The organism is Pricia sp. (assembly GCF_041745955.1).
In the GTDB taxonomy this organism is placed as follows: Bacteria; Bacteroidota; Bacteroidia; order Flavobacteriales; family Flavobacteriaceae; genus Pricia.
In genome coordinates, this window is sequence record NZ_JBGTHY010000036.1 from 1 (window position 1) to 14,387 (window position 14,387).

The 14,387-nt window shown below is 47.4% G+C and carries 12 protein-coding genes; 3 read left to right on the forward strand and 9 right to left on the reverse strand.

Annotated features, from left to right (window positions below):
* The 3 genes from ACEW8S_RS01200 to ACEW8S_RS01210 form a co-directional block, all read right to left on the reverse strand.
* A partial coding sequence (locus ACEW8S_RS01200) for an AraC family transcriptional regulator (protein WP_373516367.1) occupies positions 1 to 401 on the reverse strand: 401 nt, incomplete at its 3' end.
* Positions 402 to 629: 228 nt separating this feature from the next.
* Entirely contained in the window at positions 630 to 818 is a 189-nt protein-coding gene (locus tag ACEW8S_RS01205; protein WP_373516368.1) for a hypothetical protein, read from the reverse strand.
* 39 nt (positions 819 to 857) lie between these two features.
* Entirely contained in the window at positions 858 to 1,019 is a 162-nt protein-coding gene (locus ACEW8S_RS01210; protein ID WP_373516369.1) for a DUF1328 domain-containing protein, read from the reverse strand.
* A 483-nt stretch (positions 1,020 to 1,502) separates the two neighbouring features.
* Between ACEW8S_RS01210 and ACEW8S_RS01215 the strand changes: the two genes are divergently transcribed.
* Together ACEW8S_RS01215 and ACEW8S_RS01220 are read left to right on the forward strand one after the other, a co-directional pair.
* Complete coding sequence (locus tag ACEW8S_RS01215; RefSeq protein ID WP_373516370.1) at positions 1,503 to 2,786, forward strand: DUF2254 domain-containing protein; 1,284 nt, start codon at positions 1,503 to 1,505, stop codon at positions 2,784 to 2,786.
* Between the two features lie 151 nt (positions 2,787 to 2,937).
* Positions 2,938 to 4,380, forward strand: coding sequence for a hypothetical protein (locus tag ACEW8S_RS01220; protein WP_373516371.1), 1,443 nt, complete (start codon positions 2,938 to 2,940; stop codon positions 4,378 to 4,380).
* A 47-nt stretch (positions 4,381 to 4,427) separates the two neighbouring features.
* Here ACEW8S_RS01220 and ACEW8S_RS01225 read toward each other — a convergent pair whose 3' ends face one another.
* The 6 genes from ACEW8S_RS01225 to ACEW8S_RS01250 form a co-directional block, all read right to left on the reverse strand.
* Positions 4,428 to 4,799 carry a hypothetical protein gene (locus ACEW8S_RS01225; protein WP_373516372.1) on the reverse strand — a complete coding sequence of 124 codons (372 nt, stop codon included), beginning with the start codon at positions 4,797 to 4,799 and terminating at the stop codon, positions 4,428 to 4,430.
* Positions 4,800 to 4,919: 120 nt separating this feature from the next.
* The gene (locus tag ACEW8S_RS01230; protein ID WP_373516373.1) at positions 4,920 to 8,093 is read right to left on the reverse strand and encodes an efflux RND transporter permease subunit; all 3,174 of its coding nucleotides are present in this window, start codon (positions 8,091 to 8,093) and stop codon (positions 4,920 to 4,922) included.
* Between the two features lie 4 nt (positions 8,094 to 8,097).
* Entirely contained in the window at positions 8,098 to 9,297 is a 1,200-nt protein-coding gene (locus ACEW8S_RS01235; protein ID WP_373516374.1) for an efflux RND transporter periplasmic adaptor subunit, read from the reverse strand.
* An 85-nt stretch (positions 9,298 to 9,382) separates the two neighbouring features.
* Complete coding sequence (locus ACEW8S_RS01240; protein ID WP_373516375.1) at positions 9,383 to 10,882, reverse strand: TolC family protein; 1,500 nt, start codon at positions 10,880 to 10,882, stop codon at positions 9,383 to 9,385.
* A 291-nt stretch (positions 10,883 to 11,173) separates the two neighbouring features.
* Positions 11,174 to 12,748: an FAD-binding protein gene (locus ACEW8S_RS01245; RefSeq protein ID WP_373516376.1), complete on the reverse strand. Its 1,575-nt coding sequence runs from the start codon at positions 12,746 to 12,748 to the stop codon at positions 11,174 to 11,176.
* A 48-nt stretch (positions 12,749 to 12,796) separates the two neighbouring features.
* Positions 12,797 to 13,156 carry a hypothetical protein gene (locus ACEW8S_RS01250; RefSeq protein ID WP_373516377.1) on the reverse strand — a complete coding sequence of 120 codons (360 nt, stop codon included), beginning with the start codon at positions 13,154 to 13,156 and terminating at the stop codon, positions 12,797 to 12,799.
* Between the two features lie 627 nt (positions 13,157 to 13,783).
* Here ACEW8S_RS01250 and ACEW8S_RS01255 point away from each other — a divergent pair.
* A partial coding sequence (locus ACEW8S_RS01255; protein WP_373516378.1) for a serine protease occupies positions 13,784 to 14,387 on the forward strand: 604 nt, incomplete at its 3' end.

Genomic DNA, 14,387 nt, shown 5'->3' on the forward strand with positions numbered 1-14,387 from the left:
AACCTTTTGACGTGTTCTATCCTGCGCAAGATAACAAAATTCTCGATGGAAGTATAGGTTTCCTCGGAAAAACGGTTCGCTAGGGACGAATACGAATAGCCCAATTTTTCAGATAGGTAGGCCGATACTTTTTCGGTCCGCACGGCGGGTGAGCTCAACAACTCTTCTATAGCGTATTTAATACCTTCTACCAAGGTTTCGGATTCCTTTTCCATGAGGGAGATCCCATAGGGTTTCAGCGCCTCATCGATGTGCAACCGTTTTTCATCGCTGACTTTACCGTGAACGCTCAGTTCGCCCTGATCGTTCAGATTAAAGGATACCCCCAGCAAGTTCAGCCGTTCGGTAAGTATCGTTCGGCATATTTCTAAAGGATTATAACGGATACGAAAATGTGCCATGCGCCTATCAAAGAGGTTGATTTATAGTTTAGGGTGATACATAGTGCTCTATAAATAATCCCCCCAATCTTATTCCATTCCAAATTTCTCCTTAATAACAGCGTTGAAAAATTCCGCAGTTTCGACATTGGCACCGGGACCACAGCATAAATCCCAATATAGCATAAAAAAACGGACGATTTCCAAAGAAAAAGTCCGATTTAAATACATCGTTACAGGTTATTGATATTAGTTGTCATCAACGGCATCCTCGACTTCTTCTCCTACCTCGTCTGCGGCGTCTTCGATATCATCGCCCGCTTCGTCCATTGAATCTTCCATTTTCTCACCTGAAGACTTTTCCCTGCAACTGTTTAAGGTGCTTACGGAAAAAGATAGGGCAAAAAGCATCAAAAATAAATATACTGACTTTTTCATGATAGTGTAATTAAGGGTTAAACGTTATTTTAATTAATTTTAAATCTTTTTTCTTCCTGTAAAAAGGGTAATCACGAACAATACCAAAAATATAAAAAAGAGAATTTTGGCAATGCCCGCAGCCCCTTCCGAGATACCGCCAAATCCGAAGATGCCGGCTACAATGGCTAAAATTACAAAAATTATTGTCCAACGTAACATAATAGTATGGTTTAGGTTAATATTTGCTTAAAACACTCCTAAGGTATCTTAATTTCTTTGAGTGTAAAGATGTACAATGAAAAGTGTTGCATTTGACCCTATCCATTTTAAAATTGATGCATCTACTAGCCTTGTCCTTTAGGTGTTACTGCTTTAAATGCAGTGGGAAAATCGCCGGCAAATTCCGAGTTCGGGGCAATAGATAACACTAAATTCGTGAGGGCGAAAGTGAGGTAGAAAGTATCGATACCTAGGCAAGGCAAATAAAAATGGCCTCGACGCAGATGCATCAAAGCCATTTTCTAACAACCAACCAAACTATTGTAAATGTGGTACTTTATACCACTTCATATTTTAAAATCACTAAGCAGACTTAATGTACTTTTACATCGCAAAAATAGCTTTACCGATACCTATCTTGTTGCTGTATCGCTATTTAGTTTGACTGTAAAAAAAATTATCAAGAAGTTTAAATAGTATCCTATGAAAGCCATCATTAAGTTTTTTAAGCATACCTATCACAATCTACTGCAGAGCATTGCCTTCTATCCGGTGCTGATCAGCCTTTTGTACGGGGTTGCCGCCGTGATCTCATTAAAGATCGATAATTCGGATCTGGTATCCCAGTTGAAGGAAGACGCGTCCTATCTATTTATCCAAGATTATGATACGGTGCGGGCCATGCTTTCCACATTTATCGGGGGCATCATTTCGTTGACGGTCTTCAGTTTTTCAATGGTGATGGTGGTTTTGGGCCAAGCATCTAGCGATTTTTCACCACGTTTGTTGCCCGGTCTCATCTCCAATAAAAAAAACCAGGTTATTTTGGGCATTTATGTGGGTACGCTGCTGTACTGTACGCTCATCTTGCTCTCGCTGGGCGCCTATGGTAGCGGTTCCAGTGCCGTGGGGCTTTCGGCCATGTTGGCGGCCTTGATGTCTATACTCTGTATCGTGCTGTTCATCTATTTTATCAATAGCATATCGAGCGCCATTCAGATACACAATATTATAGACGAGATCTACCAGCGCTGCGATGGGTATCTAGAGGATGAGCTACAGGAAAAGGATGCTTCAAAAATCGCTTTACAATATATCGATACAGATCGGTGGAAACCGATTGTCACCGATAAAACGGGTTATTTCAGGGGCTTCGATAGCATACTGATGTCGAGTTCGGTAAAGGAGGATGACAATCAGATCGAGATCGTACCCTACCTCAACCAACACATCTGGAAAGGGGATGTCGCCCTTCGCGTAAAGAACGATATTTCAGAAGAAGCCCATAAAAACCTATTGTTCTGTATGGATATTTCTTCGGATAGGCACGAAGACGATAAGGGCATCGGCGGCATGATCAAGCTAATGGAAATTGCCGTCAAAGCAATGTCGCCGGGCATCAACGATCCCGGTACCGCCATCGGGGCCGTGGTCAAATTGGGAAGCCTGCTCGCTACATTTTTACGTTTTCCGCACATGGTCTCGACGACTTTCGATAAGGGGTCAATGATTTTGATACGTAAAAATATACCGGCCGAAGAGTTGATGCGGATTTTGGTACAGCCCATACGCCTGTATTCCAAACAGGACAGCACCGTAATGTACGAGCTGATTAAGGCCCTGCAGTTCATTCATCGTGCCCCCGGAATCTCGAACGATAACCGGCAAGCTGTGGCCAAGGAGCTGGATGCATTACGAAGCGACCTCGAAAAAAATATCGAGAACGATGTCGATAAGGAGCGTATACTTGCACTTTTTGAATATTAGTAGGATACTACAATTAAATGTTGAACATTAGGGCAGGGTCGACTTTGGTTATTTTGGTTTATTGTACTGGACGGTCTGTTATACCAAAAAGCATAGTATACTAAATCATGGGTTCGCAGCGTTAGAGGTTTGACTTAACCAAACCAACCGCATGAAAGCCAATAAAGTCATTCCCATAGCGTTCGTCCTAATTTTTTACGGCCTAACGTTCGCACAGCAAGCACCTCAAAACAGCAACGCGGACAAAATCACCGAAATCATTATCGACCTATCCGACGAAAAAGGCATAGATCCGGCGCAGATCGAGAAGTACAATGCGCTTAAAAGGGGACAATTCTTCCGGCTTAAGATCGACAATGTCAATACCTATTTGTATGACGTCAGCGTTGCCAACGAAGATATCGATACCTCGACGGAACTACCCGCCAACTTGTTGGACCTTGTGGATTTTGGGGGCATCAAATCTTCCTTAGGAAATTTGAATTCCGTAAGTGAAGTCGTGAGGAAATTTGTGGCAGTTACCCACGATACCGGCCTACAAGCTTTCGACACGGATAGCGTACAGACGGCCGAAAGCCTAGAAAAGTATTTTGCCGGATTAAAAAGTAACGCCAAGATGGCCTTTGCCTCCATCGATACCAGGAATACCGAGGTCGATGCGATTTTTGTGAAGGCCGAAAGTTTCCAAAATACGATGACCACCCTTGAGCGAAACGTATTGGGTGCGGCACCCTCAAAACAGGATGTCAAAACGGCACTCGCATCCTATAACGAAGCAAAGGCAGCTATTCTAGAAATCAAAGGGAGGCTGGTACAAGAAAATATACAATTTTTAGAGGTCTTCGAAACGAATGAAGCATCCATAGCCAAAGACAAGGATTTAAAAGCATCAAGCGCCGAAATCAAAAAGGTTTACGAGGCTTTGATAAAGGCTTCCGACAATCTTATCACCCAACTATCCGCAGAAAACTATGGTAAATTTTCGGCAGTACTTATCGGGGTACTCAATAATCTGGATTTCAGCTATACTTCCTTGCCCATCCAAAGATATAACGATGTAAACGAAATGCTGATAAGCCTGAAACCTAGGGATAAAAACGCAAAACTATCCGGCTATTCCACCGTGCTCCGTATTCCCGATATCGAGAAATCCTTTTGGGGCGTCAGTACCGGCTTTTACGTGACCGGCAATCCTGAAAACAATTATTCGGTAGTCGAGCGCGTCGAAAACGGACAGATTCTTTATGATTTTCTGGAAGAGGAAACCGCTAGCGTAGAACTCGGCATTAACACCATGATCCGCTACGGCTGCCGCGTTGGCGAAATTCTGGATACCCCGGTGTTTTGGCACTTGGGCTTCGGCGCCGGACTCAGTATCGACCAAAAGTTCAAGCCCCGTCTCATGGCCGGCACGGGACTCGCCTTTGGCGGCATTAACAAACTATTTATTGACTTCGGAGCGGTTCATATGTACTTTGATACGATGAGCAAGGCGTATACGAATCAAGGAAATACCATTTTACCGAAAGACTTTTTGGTGAATGCGACCAAGATCAACGGATATGTATCATTGGGGTATCTCATCAGGCTGTAGCTTTCTGTAAATATTCGGGCTCGCAGCGGTCGAGCGGAGTCGAGACCTCAATCCTCCAATAAATACCCGATATTCTCCATATTCGCGGTATGATAGGCCACCAAACGGTTGAACGACATCATATAGCCGAGTTCCCGTACCTTTTTACCGACCCCTTTTTCGGTAGCGATATGATGCAGGTTTTCCGTAATTTCCTTGACGATCGAGTCGATGGTATTCCCGGGGTTCACTTGTAACGCGCGCAATTTTTCGGAAGTCTCTTCCTCGTTCGTACAACTGAAGGCTACATAGGTCATTAAAAGTTGTTGTTCCCGTTCTGAAAGAAAGCTGATATTGCTGTCGTTGAAATAGTGGTTCACCTGTTTCGCTATGGCGTATAAATTGCTGAGCTCTTTGCCCAATAGGTCTTCTTTTGTCATTTTTTCTTAGGATTAAATTATTCTTGGAGAAATATACTGGTTTTTGGAAATATCCTATAGTCCATTTGAAAAAAATAGTAGTGCTGAACGTCAAAGGGCATGGCGAACCGGGAACGCATCCTATTTATCCGCCAAAACCGGATTGTTCGAATTCGAGGTATCCGAGACATCCACCTGTTTCACCGTCCTTCCTTTTTCGATATACAGCCGTACATCCTCCAAAGTCAAGTACAAACAAGGCACGATCACCAGTATAATAGCGGTGGCAAATACAATTCCGAATCCCAAGGAAATCGCCATGGGAATCAAATAGAAGGCTTGGCTGGAGGTCTCCAATATGATGGGGGCCAGCCCGCCAAAAGTGGTCATGGTCGTCAAGATAATCGGCCGGAACCGTCTCAGGCCCGCTTCGTGAATAGCCATATAGATGGCATCACCCTCTTTTCTTCGTTTATTGGCGTAGTCGATCATGATCAATGAATCATTGACCACGACCCCCGATAGCGCAATGACGCCCATCAAGCTTACCAAGGATAGGTCGTAACCCAGCAGAATATGCCCGATGACCGCCCCCACGATACCAAACGGAATTGCCGTCATCACGATCAAGGGCTGTATGTAACTGCTAAAGGCAACTGCAAGCAAGGTATAGATCAATAAAATCGCAATCCCAAAGCCTGCCTTTAAGGTATCTGTACTTTCGCGCATGTCGGCCTGACTGCCTTCAAAACTCCAGGTGATACCGGGGAAGTCCGCCCTGAGCTGCGGCAGCGTTTCTTCCTGTACGGATGCTATGACGCGGTTTACGCTATTGGCCGGTTCTACGTCCATACCCACATTGACCACTCTTCGGCCATTCCTTCGGTTGATGCTGCTAAACGCTTCCCGTTGTTCCACCTCGACGACATCCATTAAGGGTACTTCGATACCATCGGGGGTACGGATCAAGAAATTTTCAAGGTTTTTGATGTCCTTACGTTCCTTTAAGGGGAGTTTTACACGGACTTCGATTTCGTTCATACCCCGCAATTGTCGCATGGCCAAGGCCCCAAAAAAGCCGTCGCGTACCTGTTGGCCTACTTCGTCGGAGGTAAGCCCGAGGCTTCTGCCCTGTGGTAAAAGCTTAAAGTCGTACTGCATTTTGCCCTTGTTGTAATTATCGCTTACGTCGTGGGTATTGGTAAAGGCGTTCATACGTTCTACAAATGCGGCGCTTGCCTTCTCCAACATATCGATATCGGAGTGGCTGAGGTCGATACTTATGGCCTGTCTTGCCCCGCCCGGGCCACGTTCCGCTTCAAAAGTGATTTGGTCGACCCCTTCGATATCCCCGATATTGTCGCGCCAGAGGGCAATGACCTCCCCGGCGGTAATATCCCTCTGATCCGGGGGCAGCATCACGATTTCGACATCGATAAAATTCTGGCCGCGTACGTTCGTCTTTATACCTTCGGCGACTTCGTAAAGGTCATGCTCTTCGAACATTCGCTGCGTGGCCGCCGAGATGTCGCGGGCGACCTTGGCCGCCTTGTCCGGGGTCGTGCCCACAGGTAGTCGAACCCCCGCCTCTATTTCATCCGCGGCCACCTCGGGCATCTGGATCAGGCCCATGTGGCCGCTAAGGCCGTAACCGCCTACCATCAGTAGAAGAGCTACCGCTACGCTTAGGGTGATGTACCGATATTCAAGACATCTGTCAAGGAAAGGGCGGTATCGATTATCTATGAAACGGTCAAAGCCGTTGGCGAAAGTCCCTTGCCATCCCTCCAGCTTTAGTACCCATTTGTTTTTGCTCTTTTTCTTTTTGAGATGGCCCAAATGGGAAGGTAAAATAAAGAGGGCCTCCAACAGGGAAACCGCTAAAATAACGATGACCACTGCGGGCAGGGGCTGCCAGAATTTTCCCGTTTCCCCGGGCATAAAGAGTAGGGGCACGAAAGCGATGATGGTGGTCACAATACTGAAAATAACGGGAAAGGAAACGTCTTTGGTGCCCGCAATGGCCGCCTTCATGGGCGACATGCCCTTTTGACGGTATTCATAAACATTTTCGCCGACCACGATAGCGTCATCGACCACGATACCCAATACCACCAAAAAGCCGAACATTGAGATCATGTTGATACTGATGCCGATCAGGGGCAACAACATCATGCCCCCGATAAAGGAGACCGTCATGCCCACCATGACCCAGAAGGCCAGTCGGTATTCGAGAAAAAGGGTAAGAATGATCAAAACGATGACAATGGCGAGCACCCCGTTTTCGGTGAGCAACGATAAGCGTTCCCGATAATCGGAGGCGCGGTTGCTATCGGTCCGGAACTTGACCCCGGGCGGTAACTGAAAGTTTTCGACGATGGCCAGGGCCGCTTCTTCAATATCAAGTGGGGACTGATCACCGATTCGGAATATGCGCAGTTCTACATAATTCTGTTGGTTGAACTGGCCGTAAAATCCGACTTCCTCAAAACCGTCGGTAACCTCGGCGATATCCTTTAAACGAACGTTTGCTCCCGATTCGGAGGAGACAATGGGAATATTGCCGAATTCCTTCGCCCATTGTTTACGCTCCTGCATGCGCAACAGAATTTCGCCGCTTTGCGTCTGTACGGCGCCTGCGGGCACGTCATTGCTGCTCTGTCGTATAATCTCCGCCACCCGGCCCAAGGTCAGATTGTATTTTTGAAGATTTTGGCCAGTAATTTCGACACGGGTCTCGTATTCGGGTACGTTGCCCAGTTCTACTTGTGTAATGGCCGGATGGTTCAGTAGAATGGTGCGAAGGCGTTCCCCGAGCTGCCGCATCGTCCATACATCCACCTCGCCATAAAGGCCGATCTGAAGAACATCGCGCTGCTGTGATTGCAGCCGTACTACCGGTTGTTCGATATCGTCGGGAAAGGTACGGATGCGGTTAATGGCCTGATCGATATCTTGAAAGGCTTTCATTCGTTCGGTACCGGCGACCAGTTCGATGGTGATATCGCCGGAGCCCTCACCGGCCTCGGAGACTACTTCCTTGATGCCCTGAACCCCCCGCACCGCTTCTTCGACGGGCTGTAAAATGCCTTGCTCGACCTCGGCGGGAGAGGCCCCGGGATAGGCCACGGAAACCTCCACAAAATCAAGCTGAAATTCGGGGAACACTTCTTTTTGGATGTTGTACATGGTAAAGATACCCCCGGCCAAGAGTACCAGCATCAGCAAATTAACGGCAATGGAGTTTCGGGCCATATAGCCTATGGCACCTTCCTTTCTGGGTTTTTTATCTTCCGTTTCTTCTTCCTCCTTCATAGCTTTATTTGTTTTTTGGCGCCGTATCCGCCGTTCGCAATCCGACCCCATTGCTGACGGTGCTCAAATCGGTAATGACCACTTTTTCACCATCTTCGAGTCCCTTTCTTATGTAGGCGTACACATCATCGGTCAGGACGATATCGACTTCCCGGATTTCCAACTTTTCATCTTTCATCACCCAGACCGTTTTGTTGCTCCGCACATAATCCCTATTCAGCCGCACTACATTGGCGACGGGGTCGGCCATTAGGTTCACTTCGACGAACGTACCGATCATGAGCTTGGGCTTTCCTTTGGCCTCTTTAGTATTAGCTAAGGGATCAGCCACTTTTACCAACACCCTCGCCAGCCGTGTCTGATCATCGAGCGCGCCGATCTGTTTGTCCAAATACCCTTCCCGAAAACCATCGGCGCCCCAAGCGGTAGGATTCGTTACCCGCACCGGGGAACCCGTTTCGGAATCGCCATCGGGAAAACTCAGCCATTGCAGTTTGGATACGGGAAGGGTAGCCGTAATCCAATAATACTGGGTGCCTACGATACGGCCAAGATCATCGCCTTGCGCCACTTGGGAGCCCTTGGTAACGTTTTGACTTAGGATGTGGGCATCGAACGGGGCGCGTATGGTAGTTCGTTCCAGGTTCAATTGGGCCTGTTCCATAGCGGCTTTTGCACCGCCGATACTGGCCTTGATCGCATTGAGCTGCGGTTTTCTAAGTACCAATTGCCGTTCTCCCTCGGTAAGGGGATTGCCGCCGAAAAGGGAATCGTCGGTAATGAGCTGCAAATCTTGCTCTGCGATCTGTTGCCGGCCCATTTCGGTTTCCAAGGTGGTTTGCGATTGCATAAATTCGCTTTTCTGCATCTCGAGGGAATTTCGGTAATCGGAGGGATCTATCTGCAAGAGCACCTGATTTTTTTTTACAAAACCGCCCGGCGTAAAAGCAGGGTCTCTGCGGATAATCTGTCCGGAAACCAAGGGACTCAAATTCACGTCCTCGACCGGCCGTACAGTGCCCGTTGCAACGATTATGGGTTCGAAAGTACCTTGTTTTACGGGTATCACGTCGACCAACATGGCCGTCTCGACCGTTGCGCCTTCCGATTGGGCCTCGGGTTCCGTAAGAAAGATGACGGCGGTAATGGCCATACCAATGACGAGGATGCCGACGCAAATGCCTATTAATTTCTTGTTACTCATTATGTATCGGTCTCAATTATAGTTTAAACGATGTACTCATTATTTATAAGCTGAGCGCTTTTTGTGGGTTGTGGTTTAGTGTTATTTAATTATCCAAATCCCTTTCCGTCTCAAATCCGCCGGCCAATGCGCGGTATAAGGCAATCCGTATCTGAATCTGTTCGGATTGTGCCGCTACATAATCCCGTCGCAGCTGTTGTTCTCCGTCCAAGCCGATCAGCACATCCAAATACGGACTAAAACCGTTCAGGAACTCTATCCGCAGTTGCTTGTTACTTTTTTCCGCCAGTTCCAGTTGTCGGCCTATATTCTCCAATCTGTCTTTTTGCATCCGGTCTTGAACCAGGCCGTTTTCTACTTCCTCGAACGCCTCTAGGGTGGTCTGTCCGTAGGCGTAGAGACGTTGTTGTTTTAGGGCTTCCGTGCGGTTTGCTTCCGCGCTCAATTGGCGGCCGTAAAATAGGGGCGCCAAAATATTTCCGGCGAGGGAATAGGCCCAGTTTTCGAAAAGGTTGGCGAAATTGTTGGCGCGCAATTGCCCGCGTGCGGAGATAGAAATAACAGGGTATTTGCTCCGTACCGCTGAGGCCATATCACGGTCGGCCGCCAGTAAAAGTGCATAGGATTGTTGTAAGTCGGGTCTTCGCCGTAACAATTCCAAAGGTAGTCCAGGTTCGGGCAGTTCCGGTAATACGGGCAGATCGGTGACTTCCGTTTCCAGCTCGTTTTGGGGCTGCTTCCCCAAAAGAACGGCCAGCCGATTTTCCAAGAGGTTTACGTTAGTGGCAAATATAATACGCTGTTCTTTGGTACTTTCCAACAATTGTGCCTGCCGAAGAATATCGACCGCCCGAATCTGGCCCCCGACGAAGCGAGAGCGTATCAGTTTGATAATATTTTCGTTGGTAGTGATCTGGGTTTCGGTAATTTTCAACTGTTTTTTCGCGGCCAGTAGCTGGTACCAGATAGTTGCGATTTCCGCGGAAAGCGAGATAGCCGCTGTTCGGTAATCGTAGAGGCTGGCCTCGGCCCTGAATTTTTCGGCCTGTACGGCCGTGCGTATCCGGCCCCATAAATCGATTTCATAGCTGGCCGAAAGCCCCAGCTGCGTATTCTCCCCACCTCTAAAGTCGTTTTCCGGAAAATTGATTGCCGACTGTGCAGAGGCCTCGATCTGTGGCCATTTGTTACCGGCCTCCCGAACGACCGTCGCCTTGGCTGCCAAAAATTGTTGCCAGGTCGCGGCGAGGTCAAAGTTGGATCCCATTGCGCTATCGATCAATTGATTGAGATTTTCATCTTTGAAGGCCGTCCACCATTTATCCTCTAGAACTGCATTGCCGGTATAGGAGAACTCCTGTACATTTTCGATGGGTACCGCTACATTCGAAAACTTGGGAGAGCATCCCAGAAAAAGGATCACCAGTGCGGAGCCATACAATACAAAGGGCCGTATATCTCTTCGGGGCGTAATCTGCATTTTTTTTGGGAAGTCTTTTTTGGAATCTGTTATCAACGGATTAAAACCCGTTGAATCCCTAAAATAATTCTTTTTGGCGAGACGGGCAAGGTGCAATTTCCGCATAACTTGCATTTGAAGTTCTCTCTGAAAGTTTATTTTTCGGGACTTAGGCCTAGCTGCGTCGGTTTGCCCCAAGGGCGATTGTAAGCCAAACAACTATTGGCAATGTAGAGTTAGACTTGGTTGGGAGCAAAAGGTTTAATGACTTACGCAAAAATACTTTCTGTAACTGAAAATTATCTATCACATGAACTAGTGTTAAGTACCTCCCCTGCCTGGGACGGGGGAGGTACTTTACTCTAGCAGTAGCCGGAAACAGTATTTTTAGCTTTAGGCAATGGCCAGTCGGTAGTATTACACGATGGCCCCATGAACCTTGTTAAGTCCGCATTGCGCCATGAACGGGTTGTCGAATACGGATAATACCGGGGTTTCGAGCAAGGAGTTTCGGGCATCGATCCAGCTTTCTACGGATGCCGTTCCGTACATACGTTTGATCCGATTATTGTTGAGGTTGAAGTTGATCTTTCCCCAGTGTAGGGCATAGGGTATCTGTTCAAGCTCTAAGCGGTTCCAGACCGCCTCGAAAAACTTCCTCGCCGGCTGGCCGTCCATTCCGTCCATTTCGAGTACGCAGGTTTTCGGGAATTTGGTAAATCCCAAAGTCGCTTGGGTGCCCTTTATATAGCGAAGGGCGAGTCCGCCTGGAAACGGGTGCTGTTTATTGACCTCGATGACAAGGTCCACGGTGCGGGGCGAATCGGCTATATCGATCGCTATGGCCGCACTGGCCACCTTTCCCCTGAACTTGGTGTAGTTGAACATTTCCCGGATGGTTCCCGTTCGCGGCGGTTCGGGTTTAAAGGCCAGTCCGAACATCAGGTTCACCATAGCGGGAATCAATTTACCAGATCCTGGCAGCTTGTCCAAAACAGTGGAAATAATGCCCAATAGGTCATCCCCGTAGGTAAATTCATTGTTACGTTGCAAAGGCGGATAGGGCAAGGCGAATGGTTTTTTGAACATGTATTTCAAGAACGCCCCTTGATCGGGATTGCCGGGTTCAAAATCATGGATGTTGAAAAGCACCTCAAAATGGTACATCTCTCCGTCTAGCCCAGTACCCGGTAGGTTCAGATGGGAAAAATCCAGCGTTCGCATTGCATTTTTAAGGGTATCGTCATAGGCCACCTTGCCCAGGCGGTGTTCGGTAAGCAGAAACTGTGGTTCGGTCTCGATCATCACGCCGTGAATGAATCCAAAACTGCCAAAACTCACGAGGGCGGCATCGAAAAGGGCATCGTCCCGCACGAGTTCCGCATCCAGCCAAGCGACAAATTCTTGGGAGGCCACGGGATACGAAGCCCTTTCCAACCAAACATGCCGATCGCCACTCGTGATAATGTGTAAGCCGACCGTAAAATCGGGAATCGCCCCAAATTTTATGGCCGCACCATGGGTACCCGTGGAAAGCGCCCCCGCAATGGTCTGCCCGTTACTTGCCCCAGAGGCCTTGATCGAACGTTGGGGTTCCTTGGCCGCCAAACGGGTGTTAATTTCGTGAATAATGGTTCCACACTGAACAAAGTAAAGGTCCTCGGCCTTTTGCGCATACTGTGGACTAACATAATTGGGCGTAATGGGAAAGGAAAAGTTCAGGCCTGCGGTATCGATCAATCCCCCATCGGTCACGCCCACTTTGGTAAAAGACCAGCCACTGCCGATGGCCCGTAGTTTAAGATTGTTCGTAACTGCGTGATCGATCAGCCACTGAAAATTCTTGGTAGTCGCCAAATACCGGTCCCGATACTTTGCCGCCGGCGGGTTCCAAAGTTTGAAAGAGGCACCGGCCACCAGTTGATGGGTGAAATTCTCATGTTTGTTCATCCATTGCTGAATGGGTAGCGGGTCTATTCCAGTTGGAGTCATGATTCTTGCATTAAATATACCGTTCCGGGTTACAAATCGTTCAAAAAGTCAATTGTCCAAATCCCCTTCCCCGTTCTGTGGCCGGGCGCAACCATAGGTAGCGGTTCTATGGTTGACGATACCAAGAGTTACCGAACTCAAAAGAAAATCGGTGAAAGAGGTCTTGACCACCACCCAAGAGAGCGCGCCTTCGCGGCAGGGACATGCGTTGCCGGCCACCTCGGGATTGGCGTCGATCCGTTTTTGTTTCAGTCCCCAATAATAGCTCCAACTTGATTCCTTCCGACATTCCAGATTTTCGACGCTATCTTGATACGGGCTGGCCTCTACCCGGGTGCTGACGCAGGAAGAGGGGAGAATTATCAGGAATAGAAATAGGGTCGCGTAAAGTAGCTGTCGGACTTTCATTGGATATGGGTTTTGGAAAACCGGTTTTTTGCAATTTTAAAAATAGGATTGGATCGTCAACCGTGAACTCACTTATTTGACAACTCCGGAATCAATACAAAGGGGGAGTGCTTAAATGTAGGGAATAGCCATACTTGATATTCTTAAAATTGTATGGATGGGTGTAAGAATTGTATAGATGGAAGGAGTATCTGGGTGGTTGGAGTATCCGGTTGAAGCAGCAAATCAACCCATGGTTTATAGGCGCTGTACCAATAATGTTAATTTTTACGATTAGTCGATTTTCCTACACAAATATGAGAAAATAGTTGTACTTTGTGATGTAATTATCTTCCCCCTATTACGAGTAAGCATTTTTTTTAGAGTCGTTACCCCCATATACTTTTCCCCCGTTAAAGTTTACAAAATTGGATATTGGCTGTGGCGCCAATGGCACCAAATAGCAAAACTAATCTTTGAGCAACCATACTATAAGGTGCAATTAAGACATCTTACTGTATGAGTGATTTTTTTCAGACAATACCTTTAGAATGGAATTCCGATTTGAAAAATTGTCAAAATCGGGCAAGCGGGGTTTAACTCCGCGGTTCACCGTTTAAAATTAAGTATTCTTAACTCCGAACTACTATGGAAGATACACTCAGGGAATTGGCCGAACAGGCGCATTCAAATTATTCAAGTGTCTTGAACGACATAGACCGAATAAAAACGGATATCACCCATGTCCGGCAGGGAAAGGTCGAACTATCGGAAATACAGACCGACAAAAAGAGACTGTCCAACAGAATTTTGCGGGAAGGAACCGCTGAATTACAGGCCTTGGAACGTATCAACGGCGAAGCTAATTTTCAGGACATCCGTATTATTCAAAGAATAGTGGAACTCTCTAAAGCTGTCGGAAGGATTACTACTACCTCGAGATTAGGTAACACAGGTTATGGTACCGGGTTCTTGATTACCCCGAACCTGATCCTCACCAACAATCACGTACTTTCCGATCCTGAGGTGGCGGGCAATTCTACGATACAGTTCAATTACGAATTGGACCAAATTGGGAACCCGGGCAAGTCGGAAAGCTTCAAATTGTTGCCTGAAAAGTTTTTTGTTACCTCGAGTTATAAAAAACATGCGGACGATCCGCACAGCGGTCTTGATTTCACGGTGGTTGCCGTAGCTGAAATCTCAAATACCGGCACACCGATCACCGATTTTCCGGTGGCTCGATTGGACA